Source organism: Salibacterium sp. K-3 (genome assembly GCF_054052005.1).
Window position 1 is genome coordinate 2,306,137 of sequence record NZ_JBSVZE010000001.1, and the last position, 16,641, is coordinate 2,322,777.

General features: G+C 49.7%; 21 protein-coding genes. 4 read left to right on the forward strand and 17 right to left on the reverse strand.

All coding sequences use genetic code 11. The annotated features are described in order from the left end of the window. Positions 1-27: 27 nt before the first annotated feature. The gene (locus ACW9JV_RS11595; RefSeq protein WP_457334376.1) at positions 28-360 is read right to left on the reverse strand and encodes a post-transcriptional regulator; all 333 of its coding nucleotides are present in this window, start codon (positions 358-360) and stop codon (positions 28-30) included. Positions 361-464: 104 nt separating this feature from the next. On the opposite strand from ACW9JV_RS11595, the gene spoVB reads away from it, so the two are divergent. Continuing rightward, positions 465-2,006 (forward strand): stage V sporulation protein B, encoded by a 1,542-nt coding sequence (spoVB, locus tag ACW9JV_RS11600; RefSeq protein WP_457334378.1) that lies wholly within the window; start codon positions 465-467, stop codon positions 2,004-2,006. Here spoVB and ACW9JV_RS11605 read toward each other — a convergent pair. Together ACW9JV_RS11605 and ACW9JV_RS11610 are read right to left on the reverse strand one after the other, a co-directional pair. Further along, entirely contained in the window at positions 2,003-2,650 is a 648-nt protein-coding gene (locus ACW9JV_RS11605) for a DUF421 domain-containing protein (protein ID WP_457334739.1), read from the reverse strand. The two genes, spoVB and ACW9JV_RS11605, sit on opposite strands and share 4 nt — an antisense overlap. A 66-nt stretch (positions 2,651-2,716) precedes the next feature. Further along, entirely contained in the window at positions 2,717-4,012 is a 1,296-nt protein-coding gene (locus tag ACW9JV_RS11610) for an ArsB/NhaD family transporter (RefSeq protein ID WP_457334380.1), read from the reverse strand. Between the two features lie 161 nt (positions 4,013-4,173). On the opposite strand from ACW9JV_RS11610, the gene ACW9JV_RS11615 reads away from it, so the two are divergent. After that, entirely contained in the window at positions 4,174-4,548 is a 375-nt protein-coding gene (locus ACW9JV_RS11615) for a TIGR04086 family membrane protein (RefSeq protein ID WP_457334382.1), read from the forward strand. A 90-nt stretch (positions 4,549-4,638) separates the two neighbouring features. On the opposite strand, the gene yajC is transcribed toward ACW9JV_RS11615, so the two are convergent. From yajC to ACW9JV_RS11665, 10 genes are all read right to left on the reverse strand, one after another. After that, a complete protein-coding gene (yajC, locus tag ACW9JV_RS11620; protein ID WP_457334384.1) occupies positions 4,639-4,893 on the reverse strand; it encodes a preprotein translocase subunit YajC in 255 nt (84 codons plus the stop codon). Positions 4,894-4,954: 61 nt separating this feature from the next. Next, positions 4,955-6,094 carry a tRNA guanosine(34) transglycosylase Tgt gene (tgt, locus tag ACW9JV_RS11625; RefSeq protein WP_457334386.1) on the reverse strand — a complete coding sequence of 380 codons (1,140 nt, stop codon included), beginning with the start codon at positions 6,092-6,094 and terminating at the stop codon, positions 4,955-4,957. Beyond that, on the reverse strand, positions 6,082-7,131 hold the full coding sequence (gene queA / locus ACW9JV_RS11630; protein WP_457334741.1) for a tRNA preQ1(34) S-adenosylmethionine ribosyltransferase-isomerase QueA: 1,050 nt from the start codon (positions 7,129-7,131) through the stop codon (positions 6,082-6,084). Before queA ends, tgt begins: the two co-directional genes overlap by 13 nt. 51 nt (positions 7,132-7,182) lie before the next feature. Continuing rightward, positions 7,183-7,401: a DUF2905 domain-containing protein gene (locus ACW9JV_RS11635; RefSeq protein ID WP_457334388.1), complete on the reverse strand. Its 219-nt coding sequence runs from the start codon at positions 7,399-7,401 to the stop codon at positions 7,183-7,185. After that, a complete protein-coding gene (ruvB, locus tag ACW9JV_RS11640) occupies positions 7,394-8,398 on the reverse strand; it encodes a Holliday junction branch migration DNA helicase RuvB (protein WP_457334390.1) in 1,005 nt (334 codons plus the stop codon). The genes ACW9JV_RS11635 and ruvB overlap by 8 nt, the downstream gene beginning before the upstream one ends. A gap of 29 nt (positions 8,399-8,427) precedes the next feature. After that, positions 8,428-9,027 (reverse strand): Holliday junction branch migration protein RuvA, encoded by a 600-nt coding sequence (gene ruvA, locus ACW9JV_RS11645; RefSeq protein WP_457334392.1) that lies wholly within the window; start codon positions 9,025-9,027, stop codon positions 8,428-8,430. 73 nt (positions 9,028-9,100) lie between these two features. Then, positions 9,101-9,385 carry a BofC N-terminal domain-containing protein gene (locus ACW9JV_RS11650; RefSeq protein ID WP_457334394.1) on the reverse strand — a complete coding sequence of 95 codons (285 nt, stop codon included), beginning with the start codon at positions 9,383-9,385 and terminating at the stop codon, positions 9,101-9,103. Positions 9,386-9,444: 59 nt separating this feature from the next. Next, on the reverse strand, positions 9,445-10,194 hold the full coding sequence (locus ACW9JV_RS11655; protein ID WP_457334397.1) for a YebC/PmpR family DNA-binding transcriptional regulator: 750 nt from the start codon (positions 10,192-10,194) through the stop codon (positions 9,445-9,447). A gap of 131 nt (positions 10,195-10,325) precedes the next feature. Beyond that, on the reverse strand, positions 10,326-11,060 hold the full coding sequence (locus ACW9JV_RS11660) for a YhcN/YlaJ family sporulation lipoprotein (protein WP_457334399.1): 735 nt from the start codon (positions 11,058-11,060) through the stop codon (positions 10,326-10,328). 79 nt (positions 11,061-11,139) lie between these two features. After that, positions 11,140-12,123, reverse strand: a complete 984-nt coding sequence (locus ACW9JV_RS11665) for a LysM peptidoglycan-binding domain-containing protein (RefSeq protein WP_457334401.1) — start codon at positions 12,121-12,123, stop codon at positions 11,140-11,142. Between the two features lie 193 nt (positions 12,124-12,316). Here ACW9JV_RS11665 and ACW9JV_RS11670 point away from each other — a divergent pair, with 193 nt between their 5' ends. Further along, complete coding sequence (locus ACW9JV_RS11670) at positions 12,317-12,859, forward strand: 3H domain-containing protein (RefSeq protein ID WP_457334403.1); 543 nt, start codon at positions 12,317-12,319, stop codon at positions 12,857-12,859. 23 nt (positions 12,860-12,882) lie between these two features. On the opposite strand, the gene pheA is transcribed toward ACW9JV_RS11670, so the two are convergent. The 4 genes from pheA to ACW9JV_RS11690 form a co-directional block, all read right to left on the reverse strand. Next, positions 12,883-13,764: a prephenate dehydratase gene (gene pheA / locus ACW9JV_RS11675; RefSeq protein ID WP_457334743.1), complete on the reverse strand. Its 882-nt coding sequence runs from the start codon at positions 13,762-13,764 to the stop codon at positions 12,883-12,885. A gap of 46 nt (positions 13,765-13,810) precedes the next feature. Further along, a complete protein-coding gene (locus ACW9JV_RS11680; RefSeq protein WP_457334405.1) occupies positions 13,811-14,263 on the reverse strand; it encodes an ACT domain-containing protein in 453 nt (150 codons plus the stop codon). A gap of 96 nt (positions 14,264-14,359) precedes the next feature. Beyond that, positions 14,360-15,640 (reverse strand): GTPase ObgE, encoded by a 1,281-nt coding sequence (gene obgE, locus ACW9JV_RS11685; protein WP_457334407.1) that lies wholly within the window; start codon positions 15,638-15,640, stop codon positions 14,360-14,362. Positions 15,641-15,650: 10 nt separating this feature from the next. After that, positions 15,651-16,181 (reverse strand): Spo0B C-terminal domain-containing protein, encoded by a 531-nt coding sequence (locus ACW9JV_RS11690; protein WP_457334409.1) that lies wholly within the window; start codon positions 16,179-16,181, stop codon positions 15,651-15,653. Positions 16,182-16,326: 145 nt separating this feature from the next. Here ACW9JV_RS11690 and ACW9JV_RS11695 point away from each other — a divergent pair, with 145 nt between their 5' ends. After that, positions 16,327-16,593 carry a hypothetical protein gene (locus ACW9JV_RS11695; RefSeq protein WP_457334411.1) on the forward strand — a complete coding sequence of 89 codons (267 nt, stop codon included), beginning with the start codon at positions 16,327-16,329 and terminating at the stop codon, positions 16,591-16,593. Positions 16,594-16,641 lie beyond the last annotated feature (48 nt).

A 16,641-nucleotide genomic window follows, 5' to 3' on the forward strand; every position in this document is an offset into this window, starting at 1 on the left:
AGGTTAATTATACTGATGCATTTTCTGTCATGTCAAATGACGGTCTGATGAACCCCCAGCTTCAATATCGCCGAGAAGTTCTTCCAATCCGGCTTTAGACGAATAAAGGGACGCACTTTCCTTATAGGAAGCAACGGTAATATCGTTCATGTAATCACTGATGGAAACGTGCAGTACTGCCTGTACAAGAGCGTGAATCCGAAGGGTGATTTCCTCCTTTTCGAGCTTCTTCATCGTGAAGTTCCAGATATCTTCCTCGTCTACAATCGTGTAGCCGAACCGGTGGAACTCATCCACTTTACTGGCAAGAGCCGGTTCTACATCTTCTTTCCATACTTCAAACGGTGCGGTATTCATCATTCACTCCTCCAGTTCAAAAGTAGTCATGCTCGTCCTCCCCTGCCGCATATACATAAAAGCGGGTGTATGCTGCAGCATTTTTCAAAAGAAGGCGGGAGCGTCCTATGCGGAGTCAAACATTCATTAAAGGTACGATTATATTAATTGCAGCAGGGTTAACGACCCGCATCCTCGGTTTTATCAACCGAATTGTCACCGCGAAGATTCTCGGTGCTGAAGGTGTCGGGTTGTATAATATGGCGTTCCCTACACTGCTTTTGATTATAACTTTAACACAACTCGGGCTTCCTGTGGCGATATCCAAGTTAACCGCAGAGGCCGTACCTTCCGGAGACAACCGGAAACTGAAGCGGATTCTCGCTGTATCTCTTTCTGTCACCGGATTGTTAAGTATTTTTTTCACTATATTTTTAGTGTGGAGTGCTTCTTTTTTTGCCAACCATCTTATTACAGACGAACGTGCCCTGTATTCCCTGCTTGCTATCACCCCTGTTATTCCTGTTACCGCCGTTTCTGCAGTACTCCGGGGATATTTTCAGGGACGGCAGAATATGACCCCGACAGCGGTATCACAAATGATCGAACAGGTTGTCCGGATTGCGCTTGTGGCAGTCTGCACAAATGCTCTTCTTCCTTACGGTCTGGAGTTTGCAGCGGCCGGGGCCATGCTCTCCGTTGTAGCGGGGGAAGGAGCATCACTGGTTTATCTGCTGTGGCGGTTCAAACATCATAAACCACTGCCGCTCCGGCACCGGTTTTTTCAATCCCTGAAAGGAGGGGGAACGGTCTTTAAGGATTTGATGGCTGTTGCCCTGCCTGCGACCGGCAGCCGGCTTGTCGGTTCTATCTCGTTATTCATGGAGCCGATTGTTATTGCGCACAGCCTTGCTCTTGCCGGAATCGGTACAGCAGCTGCCACGTCCCAGTACGGGGAACTAAGCGGCTTTGTTATCCCGCTGCTTCTGCTTCCCACATTCATCACACACTCTTTTTCCGTCACACTCGTGCCTGCCGTCAGTGAAGCGGCTGCTGCGCGGCAGTATGATGTCATTCAAAAAAGACTGCGCCAGACCCTTCGGACGGGATTGATTGCCGGAAGTTTCTGTGCCTGTTTTTTGTTTGTGTTTGCCGAACCGGTGATGGATGTTATGTACAGCTCGCCGGAGACCGCCTACCTGCTTCAGACCCTTGCTCCTTTCAGTCTTTTTTTGTATATGCAGGCGCCGCTTCAGGCCGTTCTTCAGGGGCTGAACCTCGCCAGAACGGCTATGTTAAATACACTGACTGGTGCTGTTATCAAAATGTCTCTTCTATTTGTCTTTACCTCCCAGCCGGAGCTCGGCATTACCGGGGCCGCTCTTGCCATCGCTGTAAATATGGTACTTGTCACGATGCTGCATTTTCATATGGTGACCAAGGCAGCAGGATTCATCCTGGAAGGAAAAGCGTTTCTTTTCATTCCCGCGGCTGCCGGTGCTGCCGTCTTTGGAACCAATGCTCTGCTCGAGCCGTGGTGGGAACCTCTTCCCCGTTTCCTTCAGGTGGCTGCGGGGGCATCGGCATCAGGGCTGATCTTTGTCATTCTGCTGTGGTCTGCCGGATTTTTCAAACGGTCGCACTGGAGAAAAATTACTTCCGTACGCTAATCGTTTTTCTCATCAATATATAACACGCCGTTCTGCTGAAGCGCACAGTAGGAGACGTCTTTCACATAATCAATTCCTGTCTTGCGAAGCTCGCGCCGCAGCCACATTTCATCCTTCCCGGCTTTTTCGAGATGATCCCACTGAATATGCCCGTCTATGATAAATGGGAGCGGATAGGACATCTCCTCCGCTTCGTCGTCTTTTTCAAAAACGGAAAGCTCCCCTGAAGGTTCCAGAATCGCAAATTCCACATCGGAAACGTCTTTCACATCCTTCTGCCGGATCTGCATTAACAGATCATCGAAATTATAGCGCTGTTTTTTCATCGCTTTTTCATCAATGCTGCCGTCACGGATCAATACCGTCGGCCGGCCGTCCAGAATATGCCGCATCCGGTCGCTTTTGAGCGACCACCAGGCAAGTGCAATCTGCAAAAAGGACAGAACAATGATGGGAGAGAACGCCTTGACATAAGAAATATCGGTATCTTCAATGGAAACAACAGCCAGTTCTGCGATCATGATTGCAACCACAAAATCAAGGACGGAGAGTTCTCCGATTTCACGCTTTCCCATCATCCGCAGGACGATCAAGAGAAAAAAGTAAACCACTATGGTCCGAAACACCATCGTCCACCATTCCACGATATCCATCCACCTTTGCTTGTCTCTGCCTTCCTAGTATAGCCGTCTCGATGGTTTCCATGTGTGTTAATAAAATAAAAGATAACGGCAGTAAATATAGATAGTGGACACGATAAGGGATAAAATCGCAGCAGGCATGCCTATTTTCATAAACTCCATATAACTGAAACCATGACCGGCCTTTTTGGCAAGGCCGGCTGCAATAACATTAGCCGTTGCACCGATCAGAGTGGCATTGCCGCCGAGACAGGCTCCCAGCGCAAGCGCCCACCAGATCGGACGCAGATCGCCGATTCCATAGCCTTCCATTTCAAGAATGACCGGTATCATGGCAGCGACAAATGGAATGTTGTCGACAAATCCGGAAACAATCCCTGAAATCCATAACATCGCAAGAGCCGTTGCTGTCATTTCCCCTTCCGTCATAAAAATCAGGCCGCGTGCCAGCTCTTCCAGAAGACCCGTCTCCTCAAGCCCTCCGACAAGCATAAACAGACCCCCGAAAAAAAACACCGTTGTCCACTCCATCCGCTGAAATACTTTTTCTGGATCTGCCTCTTCCCTTGTTACAAATAACAGCAGCAGCGCGCCGCCCATCGCAATCGCCGTGATCTCCATATGCAGCAGAGGCTGCATCATAAAGGCACTGATAGTCAGAATAAGAACAAATCCGGATTTTAACAGCAGCTGTTTATCCGTGACGTAATCTACCGCGTCCAATGACAGCAGACTGTGCAGAATCTCCGCCCGTTTTTCTTCTTTCCACTCATTCCGGTAATAATACGCAAGTCCGCACGTGACGAGCACGAATATGATGAACGCGGGCGGCCCCAGATGCAGTAGAAAATCGTTAAAGGTTAACCCTGCCGCTGCCTGGCCTATCATCAAATTCGGGGGATCTCCGATCAACGTGGCGGTACCTCCTATATTGGAAGTAATAATAACCGCCATGATAAAAGGAAGCGGGCGAAGCTGAAGCATAGTTGTCAATGTGAAGACGACCGGTGTAATCAGGAGCACTGTCGTGACGTTGTTCAAGAAAGCCGAGCCTGCCGCTGTTAACACCGAGAGCAGTATCATAAGCGGCACTGGTCTGCCCTGCACCAGCTGGGCCGTTTTCACGGAGGCATATTCAAACATACCGCTCTGGCTTGTGATGGATACGATGATCATCATGGACAGCAGAAGAATGATCGTATGCCAGTCGATATATCGAAAAAAGACAAGGTCCAGATCCAGGACACCGAAGACAACCATCAACAGACCGCCTGAACATGCTACCAGCACCCGGTCGCCTTTCTCTGCCATAAGCAGGGCATAGCTGATGATAAAAATCAAAAGGGCAGGGAGAACTTCTTCCACAAGAGCGACCACCTTTTTCTCGATTTGTACAAGTTTATGAGAAAGGTCACCCAAGCTGAACAGGAAATGAGGAATCCTTTTATTTCACTGCTTTTTTTCTTCTATTTTTCGTGAGTTGTCCATAGGTATGAATAAACGTAAAGGGGGAGGAGAAGAATTATATGGAAGAAACAGGAAAATTTTATGGGGCAGGCGCTGGTATGATGGTTATCATTGGCATGCTGCTCGTTTCGGGATTGATTGTAACAACGGTGCTGCGTTTCACTTCAGTGCCGGAGGATTCCGTACGCTGGCTGCTTCTTATCATTTCCATGATCAGCTTTTTTACGGGCGGGCTGATCGCGGGAGGCAGAGCAAAAGAGAAAGGCATGTTGACCGGAGCGGTCACTGCTGCGGGGGTCCTGCTGATTTTTATCCTGCTTGAATACCTGGGATACGACAGCGCTATAAGCGGGATGCAGCTTCTTCATTTTGCCTTATTTACCGCCTGTGCCGTTTTCGGGGGTGTTATCGGAGTAAACACTTCTTCAAGCTGAGTCAAGAAAAGGAGCTGCCCATTATCTGGACAGCTCTTTACATGATTCATTATGATCCATCGGCGGGGTTTTCGCTTATGTAAGCGGCCGCTAGTCTTCGTTTACAACATCCCGGACGGAGTTGCGGTCAAATGTTAATTTTTTGTCATCATCAACGGCAAGGACAATTTTATTTTCGTCGATAGCGTCAATCGTTCCGTGAAGACCACCGATCGTAACAATGCGGTCTCCTTTCTGCAGATTCGCATGCATTTCCTTGACCTGCTTCTGCCGCTTCTGCTGCGGGCGGATAAGCAGGAAATAGAAAATCGCAAACATCAGAACGAGCATGATAATCGCTTCCATGATTCCCCTCCTTCCATTACTTTCCCTATAAAACAGGCTAACACAGAACCTGTCGGAAAAGCTAAAAGTTTTTGGCATCCGGACGGTTAAAGCCGTACTGTTCGAAAAATTCTTCCCGGAAATCGAGAAGCCTGTCTTCTGTGATCGCTTCCCGCACTTTTTTCATAAGGTTGAGCAGGAAATACAGATTATGGTAGGAAGTCAGGCGGAACCCGAATGTTTCATTGGTTTTGATGAGGTGCCTGATGTAGGCACGCGAATAATTCCGGCAAACATGGCAGGTGCAGCTGCTGTCGATCGGACCAAAATCCCGGGCATACGCCGCGTTACGCACAACAAGACGGCCGCGGCTGGTCATGCATGCGCCGTTACGTGCAATCCGTGTCGGCAGCACGCAGTCGAACATATCCACTCCCCGGATCGCTCCATCAATCAGCGAATCCGCCGAACCGACGCCCATCAGGTATCTTGGTTTATGAGTCGGCAGCAGCGGGGTCGTAAATTCAAGCACCCGGTTCATGACATCTTTCGGCTCTCCCACGGAGAGGCCGCCTATAGCATAACCCGGAAAATCAAGAGAAATCAAATCATCCGCCGAATGTTTGCGCAAATGTTCATATTCTCCTCCCTGAATGATACCGAAGAGCGCCTGGCTGTCCTTGTTCTGGTGGGCTTCAAGGCACCGCTCCGCCCAACGTGATGTCCGCTCCACAGAAGCCTTCATATAGGATTCTTCAGCCGGATAAGGCGGACATTCGTCCAGCGCCATCATAATATCAGGACCCAGGGAATTTTGAATCTGCATGGCTTTTTCCGGAGACAAAAACAGCTTTTCACCGCTGATATGATTCCGGAAATGAACCCCTTCTTCTTTAATATCACGAAAGTCACTCAGGCTGAACACCTGATATCCGCCGGAATCCGTTAGAATCGGGCGGTCCCAGTTCATAAAGGAGTGCAGGCCTCCCGCCTCTTCGACAATATCTTCGCCGGGTCGGAGCCATAGATGATACGTGTTGCTCAAGATAATCTGCGCGTTCATATCCTCCAGTTCTTCCGGGCTCAAGGTTTTAACGGTCGCCAACGTTCCAACCGGCATGAATATCGGTGTGTCAATGGAACCGTGCGGGGTATGAATCGTTCCAAGCCTCGCCCCGCTCTGCCTGCAGGTTTTTTTCAGTTCATACGTTACTGCTGCCATCTATGACGACTTCCCTTCATAATAAACATCGCGTCGCCGAAACTGAAAAAACGGTAACGAAGCCGGACAGCTTCCTGATAGGCATCCATTAAAAATTCTCTTCCGGCAAGCGCGCTCACCATCATAATAAGCGTGGATTTCGGCAGATGAAAATTCGTAAGCAGCGCGTCAATTCCACGGAAATCATAACCGGGATAGATAAAGATGTCCGTCCAGCCCGACACTTTGTTAAATGTTCCGTTCTCATCCGCCGCCGTCTCGAGCGTACGGGCGGACGTCGTTCCCGCTGCAACAATTTTACCGCCGTTTTCCCTCGTTTCATTGAGCAGCAGTGCCGTTCCTTCACTGATCTGATAAAACTCCGCATGCATATGATGATCTTCCACTGTTTCCACTTCCACCGGCCGGAACGTGCCAAGACCGACGTGCAGGGTGATTGTCGTCACATGAACCCCTTTTATTCGAGCCTGTTCCAGAATTTCTTCCGTGAAATGCAGACCGGCCGTCGGCGCGGCAGCCGATCCTTCCTCTCTTGCATACACCGTCTGATACCGTTCGCGGTCTTCAAGTTTTTCTTTAATATATGGAGGGAGCGGCATTTCCCCCAGCTCCTCGAGTATTTCCAGGAAGACTCCGCTGTAGTGAAAACGAAGGAGGCGGCCGCCGTGCTCCAGTGTATCGATGCATTCAGCCTGCAGCGTGGTACCTCCAAAGTAAAGCACAGTTCCGGGTTTCACTCGTTTAGCAGGTTTTATCAGTGTTTCCCAGACATCCTGTTCTTCCTGTTTCAGTAAAAGGACCTCCACCCTGCCGCCGGTCTCTTTTTCTCCGAACAAACGCGCCGGAAGTACTCTCGTATCATTGAGCACCAGACAATCTCCCGCATCCAGATAATTTAGGATAGAGGGAAATGTATCGTTATGTATTTTTTTTGCTTCCGGGTCCAATACCATTAAACGGGAGTCATCCCGTTTTTCCAGAGGCGTCTGGGCAATCAGTTCCTCCGGAAGCGGAAAATTAAAGTCTTCCACATTCATTTCATTCATACCTCACTTCTGCTGTACACACCCGGTTCCCAGTGCGGTGATTTACCGAAATCGTCCAATAATATAAAACACAAGGGAAAGAACAACACTGACGACGATGCACGTCACAATCGGAAAATAAAACGTCGTGTTTTCTTTCTTGATGAGAATATCACCAGGCAGTTTTCCGAGCGAAATAAACTTTCCTCCGACCTGCCAGACCAGCCCGAAAAGAACGAGCGCTGCGCCGAGACCGATGAGAAATTTCGGGATATCATTCACGGTCCGGCACCTCCATACCGAAATATTCATATACACTGGACGTCACCATCCGTCCCCTCGGGGTACGGACGAGAAATCCGATCTGCATCAAGTATGGTTCATATACATCTTCGAGGGTGCTCGCTTCTTCACCGACCGCGGCTGCTACAGCTTCCACTCCAACTGGTCCGCCGCGGAACTTCTGAATGATGGTATGAAGAAGCTGATGGTCAATGTCGTCCAGACCGAGCCGGTCCACCTGAAGGTTCTCCAGAGCCGAATCCGCTTCATCAAGCGAAATCCGGCTGCTTCCTTTCACCTGTACAAAATCCCGTACTCTGCGCAGAAGCCGGTTCGCCACTCTCGGTGTTCCCCGGGAACGTCTGGCCATTTCAAGCGCCGCCCGGTCTTCAATCGAAACTCCCATCAGTTCTCCGCTGCGGCTCACGATATGGGAAAGATCCTCTTCTTCATAGTACTCCAGCCTGGAATGAACACCGAAACGGTCCCGGAGCGGAGAGGAAAGCATGCCGGCTCTTGTCGTTGCCCCGACCAGCGTAAACGGAGGTAGGTCAAGGCGGACAGACCTTGCCGTCGATTCTTTTCCGATGATGATATCGATACAGAAATCCTCCATTGCAGGGTAAAGCACTTCTTCCACCGACCTTGGCAGGCGGTGGATCTCATCGATAAACAGGACATCTCCCGGTTCCAGAGCGGTCAGCACAGCAGCCAGGTCCCCGGGGCGTTCCACAGCCGGTCCGGAGGTGGTGCGGATATGAACCCCCATTTCATTGGCGATGATCATCGCGAGGGTGGTTTTACCGAGACCCGGCGGACCGTACAGGAGGACATGATCCAGGCTTTCCTCCCTCATTTTCGCCGCTTCGATAAATACTTCCAGGTTATCCTTCACTTTTTTCTGGCCGATGTACTGGCTGAAATCAAGCGGCCTGATACTGTTTTCGGCAGCATCGTCTTCTGCGTAAGCCGATTGTGACACGACACGTTCTTCCATGATTGAAGCACCACCTGCTGCTTATCAGTTTAGGAAAGCATCCACTGCAATGCTTTTTTCACATATTCATCCGACGTTAACTGTTCTTTTTTCAACGCCGGTTTTACTTTCGCTATTTCCTTTTCGCCGTAGCCGAGGGCTTTCAGAGCTTCGAGTGCTTCTTCGAGCGCCTCCCCGCCGCTGTCTTCGGTAAGCAGGACAGCAGCGCTGCTGCCTTCTGTATCGTCCACCGCCGCGGTAAGTTTGCCCTTAAGATCCAGTATCATCTGGCGGGCCGTTTTTCTTCCGATACCCGGGAACTTCACCAGAAACGACTCGTTTTCCTCTTCCACAGCCTGAACCACCTGAGCCGGAGCTCCGGCAGCGAGAACAGCGAGCGCGCCTTTCGGACCGATTCCGGAAACCTGAAGGAGCTGTTCAAACAGCCCCCGTTCTTTTCTTGTCGGGAAACCGTAGAGCCGCAGCACATCCTCTTTTACGTACTGGTAGGTGTAAATCGTCACCTGCTCTTCGTTCCTGTCGAATACGAATGGGTTGGCGCAGTAAATCAGATAACCGGTACTGCCGACTTCCAGTGTTAATGTTTCCCGTTCTGTATGGACAATTTTTCCTCTTAAGAATTCAAACAACCGTTTTCTCCCTCTTCCCTGCCGAACATGCTTTCTTTATATCATAGCAGAATTACTGTCCGATAGAAACCAGTTAATTTCTGCTGCGAGGTCGCTGCAGGATGATCTGATCCTGGTTCTGGTCCACCAGTTCCCAATTCTGATATTTCTGCCAGAAGTCTTCGACCGACCACACCGTTTCCATTTTTTTCTCCGTGATACTGCCTCCATCCGGCGTTTTTTTCTTCAGAATTATTTCATATTGTGCAGGGCCGTTCTTCGAATCAGCGGAAAAATGCTTCTGCTCATCCTTGACTGCTGCGGCCGAAAGAAACAGAAGAACGACACACGCAGCCGCTCCTGCCGATTTTCCTTTCATACGGCATCCCCCTTTTTACTGGACAGCATGCCCATCCAGAAAAGGATGTATTCGCCGGTTCAGGAAAGCCGTCCCAGCTGCTCCTCTTCCACTTCAAAGTTGTGGTATACGTTCTGGACGTCATCATTGTCTTCCAGCGCATCAATGAGTTTCATCATTTTCTCCGCATGCTCATCGTTTAATGTCGTATTCGTATCGGGAAACAGAATGATTTCCGCTTTCGAAAACGTATACCCCTTTTCTTCAAGCGCCTGCTTGACATCTTCAAAATCATCGGGCTCGGTCTGAATGTAAAACCACTCATCATCGGAATCAAACTCTTCTGCCCCTGCGTCAATCGCTTCAAGCGTAAAATCCTCTTCATCCATTTCATCGGACCGTTCAATGATCAGCTGTCCTTTTCGATTGAACATAAAGGAGACACAGCCGTTTTCACCGAGATTCCCTCCCTGCTTGGAAAAAGCGTGGCGTACTTCCGACACCGTCCGGTTTTTGTTTTCGGTCAGCGTCTGGACAAGAACAGCGGCTCCTCCAGGACCGTAACCTTCATAGGTCACTTCCTCATAATCCACCGCTCCGGCTTCACCGGAAGCTTTCTTGATCGTCCGGTCAATATTATCCGACGGAACATTCTCCGCGCGTGCTTTTGTGAGAGCCATTCTGAGGCGCAGATTCGTGTCGGGGTCATCTCCGCCTTCCCGTACTGCGGCGAATATCTCCTTCGATAATTTCGTGAAAATCTTGGCGCGTTTTGCATCCTGGCTTTCTTTTCTGCGTTTTATGTTATGCCATTTGGAATGTCCTGCCATTGTTCATTCCTCCTCTTTGTTTCCAATTATAAAATATAGCATATTCAGCGGAAACATTGAAGGAAAGAGGCATGCAATGAATCACAAAAAAGCGTTCCACCACGCTTATGAGGTGGAACGCTTTTTTTCTGTCAGCTATCTTCAAACGGACGTTGTGCAGCATTGCCGATATCGTTAATCATGTCATTAATCGTGTCACCGGCTTCATTGAGACCGGTGCCGTTCTCCAGATCATTGCCGATCTCTTGAATATTGCCGAATTGTTCTTCATCAGAAGTGACATGCACGTTTTTGTTTTCCATCTTGGAAGCTACACGGCTCTTGACTTTACCGGCAAGCTGTTCTGCTTTTTTGCCTTCTTCCGGCGTGTCAATGCCGACGAGCACGTCTTTTCCACGTACAACGGCGCGGGCGTCATCGATCCCTTCCATTTCTTCGACCTGGCTTTCGATATCAGATGCCAGTCCGTTGATGCCGGCAGCGCTGCCGTTATTGTTACCATTATTCATGTTGTTATTACCGGCAGTATTATCAGCAGTTCCGTCATCAACATTGCGCGAATTCAACATTCCGCGTTCGCCGACCATTCCGGGTCTGTCCCCGATTTGGCCGCGGTACCCGTCATCTGCCTGACGCCGTCCATTCATACCGGCACCACCCTGCATCCGGTCATCTTCGGTCATCATGTCCGTCATCGGACCTTCCCCGCGACGGTTGCCATTATCATTATAACCGGTCTGATCGTAATTGTTATTTGTGTTGTAGCGGGTCGGTGCAGCTCCTTCGTTATCCCCGGCATTTCCACATCCGGTGAAACCACCGGCGAGGACAGCGCAGGCTGTCAGCGTTAACGCTGTTTTCTTCATAAAAAAACCTCCTTTCACCCGTTAGTTTGGTTCAAGGAGGCGATTTTACACTGTTATTTAGAGGTAATTGAACCAGTAGTTACGATTCATACGGCGGGAAGGTATTCATCCAGGGCGAGTACGGGCTGTTCCCAGGACCGGTCTGCCAGGGTTCCTCCTTTTGATTTCCCGCTGTATAGGGATTTCTTTCTCCCCGTTCCCCATTTTGTCCTGGACCTTCTTCAGACTCTGGGAACACAGCTTCCGAAGGCATATTTTCAGGATATACTGCGGGTTCAGGATATACTGCGTGCTGTCTCCAGCCTGTTTCCATTCCGCCGGGCGGAAACGGCATGGACGGACCCGGCATCTGCTGCATCGGGGGCATGGGCTGCATTTGCTGCATTTGGTGCATTTGCTGCATATCCGGTCCCGAGCATGGAGACGGCGGTGCAGGCGCAAAAGAATAAGGATGCATGCTGCCTGCCGGAGGACATGGCGGCATAACCGGCACAACCGGAATATAGGTGCACGGTCCGTGCGGCATCATACCCTGCATGTTGGCTCCTCCTTCATACATTCCGGGAGAAACCTGATTCGGCTGCTTATTTGGGGGCTGCTTCTGGGACGGCATCACATCTTCCGGTTTTTTTGGACCGCCTGAAGCAGGAGACGCTGTCGGTTTTTTTTGCTGTTGCTGTTCCTGCTGCTTTTGTTTTTCCGCCTGCTGATAAAAATGGACATTCATATTATAATGATTTTCTTCCGTCGAGGGCGCCGGTGGATGGGACGGCATCGGCGCCGGCTGATACATTGGCGGGACATTCGGCTTTTGTGCCGCCGGCTGCGTCATATTTTCTTGTGAGGGCCCGGGTTTTTTGGGAGCTTCTTTCGGCTGGTTGGCTTTGGGCTGTTCCTTTTTAACCTGTACGCTTTTTGCCGGTATTTTAATTTTCATGCCGGGCATGATTTGATCCGGATCCGCCAAATGATGGTTGGCCTGTTTGATATCTTCAAATGGAACGTTATACTGCTGCGCCAGCTTCCATAAAGTATCCCCTTTTTGTACAATGTGAATCTGCATGTTTTTTCCTCCTTCTCCATCATCCATGTGTCGCTTGGTCGAGTGCTTTCATTTCCTTCATTCGAACGACGTATCTATGGCAAGCATATGCCTAGCGCTGAGGAGATATGCACAATAATGACGTTCGGCTGTTCATGCCTGCAGGTATGCTGTAAAATAAAAACCAAACCTTGATGATGGAGGAAATACGGAGATGGCAAATCAATCGGAAAAACTGCCGGGAGAAGAGCGCCGCAAATTATTGGTACAGTGGCTTGAGGATGCGGGAAGGCCGATTACCGGAAAAGATCTGGCTGACAAAACCAATGTCAGCCGCCAGGTTATTGTACAGGATATGTCTCTGTTAAAAGCAAAAAACCACCCCATTCTTGCTACATCACAAGGGTACGTCATGCTTTCTGAACCGGAGCGGAACCAGGTCAGGAGGCAGATTGCCTGTTTTCACTCTTCAGATTTACATATAACAGAAGAGGAACTGAACATTATGGTGGACCACGGCGCGCGGGTGATCGATGTCTCCATTGAGCATCCATTTTATGGCGATATCACTGCTCCATTGATGCTTTCGAGCCGGCGTGACGTCAAAAAGTTCATTCAGAACCTTCAGGAAACAAATGCCCCTCTGTTATCGGAATTAACCGACGGGACCCATCTGCACACGATAGAAGCCGACTCCACTGCCGTTATCGAAGAAGTCAAAAACACTCTTGAGGAAAATGGGTTTTTACTGACCTGAATATCAAAAAAGGAGCTGTCCTTTTACGGGGACAGCTCCTTTTTCATCGTATTTCCTGTTTCAGACGAGAGAACGCATGGATAACTTCCAAGGATCCGGACCCCGCAGCCGAGCGCTTCGACTTCGGCAATCACACCGGGCATCAGTACGTCATCCATCTCTTTTTCTACATCAATCACGAAAAAATAATTGCCGATGCCGGTTTTCATGGGTCTCGATTCAATCTTTGTCAAATTCAGCTTTCTCCATGAAAAAGCCGATAACACTTGGTGAAGAGCCCCTGAATAATCGGACGGCAGCGTAATGACCATCGTTGTCTTATGTTTGTAACCGCCGCCGGAAAGCGGAGGTCTCTTTGAATCCGAGAGCAGAACAAAACGGGTGTGGTTATTGTCGTAATCATGAATGTTCCGGCGCACCGGCGTTAACCCATATGTTTCTGCTGCGAGCAAGTTGGCAACCGCTGCAGCACTGCGTTCCGGATACTCCTGCAGTTCCCTGGCAGCAGCACTGGTTGAATTCGTGTAGTGGATATCCGCGTGTGGAAATTCGCGCTGGATAAATTCATGGCACTGTGCAATCGCCTGCGGGTGAGAATAAATATCAGTGATCTGCTCCCACTTCTCTGCCTGATCCGGATGAAGGAGAAGATGCTGCTCAATCGGCACCGTCACTTCAGCAGTGATCGGCAGTTCATGTTTATGAATCAGATAATCCAGTGTCATGTTCACGGATCCTTCGATGGCGTTTTCAAGCGGCACCACCGCTGTATCCACTTCTTTATCTGCAGCCGCTTCCATACAGGCTGGTATTGTCGGAAAAGAATGCCGCTCGCTTTCGGGGAGTACGGCTTTTGCCGCTGCCTCCGTGAACGTGCCCTGCGGGCCTAAATAGCCGACCTTCATTGTCATATCAAACTCTCCACTCCTTATTGTAACCTGCTCCCTGTTACTACAGCGATCCTGACCCTACGATTTCCACATGCTCCACGGCGTCCATTCGTTCGAGACGCTGCACAAGTGACCCAATTTCCATCCGCAGCGCCGACGTATCGATCGTGAGGGTAACGTTGGCCCTTCCCTGCAGCGGAATCGTCTGATTGATCGTCAGCACGTTGGATTCGGCTCTCGCCACTTCCTGCAGAAGATTGGATAACGAACCGGAAATGTCAGTCAGCTGAATCGACAAGGTGATTATTTCTTCCTTAATGACAGTATGAAAAGGAAAAATAGCATCTTTGTATTTGTAAAAAGCACTTCGGCTTAAATCAACCTCCTGGACCGCGTCTGCCACCTTCTGCTTTCTTCCGCTTTCCAGGAGAGATTTAGCCTGAAGGGTCTTCTGCATTGCTTCGGTCAGCATATCCTGCCTGACCAGATAAAAGTTATCGATTTTCTCTGTCATCGGTTCACCACCAGCCGGATTGAAATCTTTTTGTTCCGGGCATCGTCCTCATTATAATCCGGCACGCCGTTTTTTACAACGACGCACCGTTTCTGCCTATTCGATGAACTCAAATTCAAAATCAAGCAGTCGGACCGTATCGCCATCCACGGCTCCTCTCTTCCGCAGCGCTTCATCGATTCCCATCTGCCGCATTTTCCGTGAAAACCGGTTAATGGAATCTTCCCTCGTTATATCTGTCATTTTAAAGATTTTTTCGATCTCCTCCCCGGAGATTTCAAACACTCCGTCATCTCCGCGTGTGATGGTAAATGGTTCTTTCGGCTTTTGATAACGGTAAACAACACGCTCTTCTTCCTGTTCTTCATGCATTGGAAATTCAGATGTCTTTTCCAGCAGCTCCGCTGTTTCTCTCAGCATATCCGTCAATCCCTGCTTCGTAAGCGAAGAAACAGGAAATACGGTCACATCTTCCGGAATCTTTTTTATAAAGGCAGCCAGGTTATCTTCAGCTCCGGGCATATCCATTTTATTCGCCGCGATAATCTGCGGACGTTCCATCAGACGGAGATTGTACTGTCTAAGTTCCTCATTGATCGTCTGATAATCTTCAAAAGGATCACGTCCTTCAAACCCGGACATGTCCACTACATGAATAATAACTCTCGTGCGCTCAATATGCCGGAGAAACTGTTGGCCGAGCCCCGAGCCCTGATGTGCTCCTTCAATCAAACCTGGAAGGTCGGCCATGACGAAACTGCGTCCATCGCCGCTTTCCACAACACCGAGGTTGGGCTGGATCGTTGTAAAATGGTAATCGCCGATTTTAGGCTTCGCCGCGGACACAACCGATAACAAAGTGGATTTACCGACGCTTGGATAACCTACCAGGCCGGCATCGGCAAGCAGTCTGAGCTCCAGTTCAAGGTTCCTTTCTGCGGCAGGTTCGCCGTTTTCCTTTATTTCCGGCGCCGGATTGGAAGGGGTCTTAAACCGGGTGTTTCCTTTCCCTCCTCTTCCTCCGCGGGCGGCGGTGAATCGTTCCCTGTGTGTTTTTAAATCGGCGGCAATCTCTCCTGTATCGCTGTCACGCAGCGTTGTGCCGGGGGGGACATGAATGACAAGATCGTCCGCATTTTTCCCGTGCTGGTTTTTGGAACGGCCGTTTTCTCCTGCTTTGGCTTTAAAATGTTTTTGATATCTGAAGTCCATCAGCGTGCGCAGACCTTCATCCACTTCAAATACAACATCGCCGCCGCGTCCTCCGTCGCCTCCGGAAGGACCTCCGTCCGGAACATACGCTTCACGGCGGAAAGCAACCATGCCGTCCCCCCCGTCGCCGGCTTTTACATAAATTTTCACTTTATCTACAAACAATGATTTCACCTCATTCGCTGGTCAATACAAAAACCAGTTCCTTATCATTCCATACCATATGATCAAGTTGGCACCTGCCCGTATCAGCATAAACAGTCAGCCAGTCTGTCACAGGTGGGCTGTGTACAATCGTCCCCTGAAAATCAACTTCAAGATACGGTTCAGGCTCTGTATGAATGGTGACGAGCAGATGGTTCTCGGCACCCGGCTCGACCGCAGCGTCCAGTTCCTTCGTGAACGATGAAAGCATCTCATACCAGCAGTCTTCCAGATCCGAGCAGTCCCGGCACTCTCCCGGCACTTCCACATCCAGCGACAGCCGGTGCTGCTCCCAGTTGAATGTCAGCAGAAAAAGAGCCGTTTTCGGAATGCCAAGATGGGAAAGACGGCTTTCATGCTCGGTTTTCCGTATCGTTTCATTTAATATTTCCTCTATCCGGTCGAGCCGGTTCAAGGAGAGGTTTCCTTTAATAATCTGAACAATATTCATCCAGTCATGCCTGGCATGCCGAAGAATATCCAATTGTCTCTGTGCATCCAATCGTTTTACACTCCTGCTTTGCAGTTGTTGAGGATAAATCACATTGTATCATACCCAGTTCCTTTCAGCATCATCGTACATATTTTGACGAAGCGCGGAAAAAATACATAGTGCTTCACTATATCAACCATCTGGAGGGATTCTGATGACTCACCAAAACCAGAATCAGGAGATGCAGCAGGCACAGCAGGCGATTCAGCAGGCCAGACAAGACATGCAGAATGCAGGAAACGATCCGCAGAAATTGCAGCAGTGCCAGCAGCAGCTTCAGCAGGCACAACAGCAGCTCCAGCAGGCCCAGCAGCAGCAGACCACTATGACAAGCCAGCCGCAGTTCCAGCAGGCCCAGCAGGATCTTCAACAGGCTCAGCAGGACCTGCAGCAGGTACAGCAGAACCAGCAGAACCAATAATCAAAAACCCGTTTGTTTTCTGTGCATGTAAAAGAACCGGTTCGACAT

What these genes read in the sequence shown, in the direction of transcription:
- ACW9JV_RS11660 (WP_457334399.1), bottom strand. Translation starts at nt 11,060, where the DNA reads ATGAAGAAAACAGCGTTAACGCTGACAGCCTGCGCTGTCCTCGCCGGT.
- ruvB (WP_457334390.1), bottom strand. Translation starts at nt 8,398, where the DNA reads ATGGAAGAACGTGTCGTGTCACAATCGGCTTACGCAGAAGACGATGCT.
- spoVB (WP_457334378.1), top strand. Translation starts at nt 465, where the DNA reads ATGCGGAGTCAAACATTCATTAAAGGTACGATTATATTAATTGCAGCA.
- ACW9JV_RS11680 (WP_457334405.1), bottom strand. Translation starts at nt 14,263, where the DNA reads ATGACAGAGAAAATCGATAACTTTTATCTGGTCAGGCAGGATATGCTG.
- ACW9JV_RS11595 (WP_457334376.1), bottom strand. Translation starts at nt 360, where the DNA reads ATGATGAATACCGCACCGTTTGAAGTATGGAAAGAAGATGTAGAACCG.
- tgt (WP_457334386.1), bottom strand. Translation starts at nt 6,094, where the DNA reads ATGGCAGCAGTAACGTATGAACTGAAAAAAACCTGCAGGCAGAGCGGG.
- ACW9JV_RS11665 (WP_457334401.1), bottom strand. Translation starts at nt 12,123, where the DNA reads ATGCAGATTCACATTGTACAAAAAGGGGATACTTTATGGAAGCTGGCG.
- ACW9JV_RS11695 (WP_457334411.1), top strand. Translation starts at nt 16,327, where the DNA reads ATGACTCACCAAAACCAGAATCAGGAGATGCAGCAGGCACAGCAGGCG.
- ACW9JV_RS11650 (WP_457334394.1), bottom strand. Translation starts at nt 9,385, where the DNA reads ATGAAAGGAAAATCGGCAGGAGCGGCTGCGTGTGTCGTTCTTCTGTTT.
- pheA (WP_457334743.1), bottom strand. Translation starts at nt 13,764, where the DNA reads ATGAAGGTCGGCTATTTAGGCCCGCAGGGCACGTTCACGGAGGCAGCG.
- queA (WP_457334741.1), bottom strand. Translation starts at nt 7,131, where the DNA reads ATGAATGTGGAAGACTTTAATTTTCCGCTTCCGGAGGAACTGATTGCC.
- yajC (WP_457334384.1), bottom strand. Translation starts at nt 4,893, where the DNA reads ATGGAAGCGATTATCATGCTCGTTCTGATGTTTGCGATTTTCTATTTC.
- ACW9JV_RS11615 (WP_457334382.1), top strand. Translation starts at nt 4,174, where the DNA reads ATGGAAGAAACAGGAAAATTTTATGGGGCAGGCGCTGGTATGATGGTT.
- ACW9JV_RS11670 (WP_457334403.1), top strand. Translation starts at nt 12,317, where the DNA reads ATGGCAAATCAATCGGAAAAACTGCCGGGAGAAGAGCGCCGCAAATTA.
- ACW9JV_RS11655 (WP_457334397.1), bottom strand. Translation starts at nt 10,194, where the DNA reads ATGGCAGGACATTCCAAATGGCATAACATAAAACGCAGAAAAGAAAGC.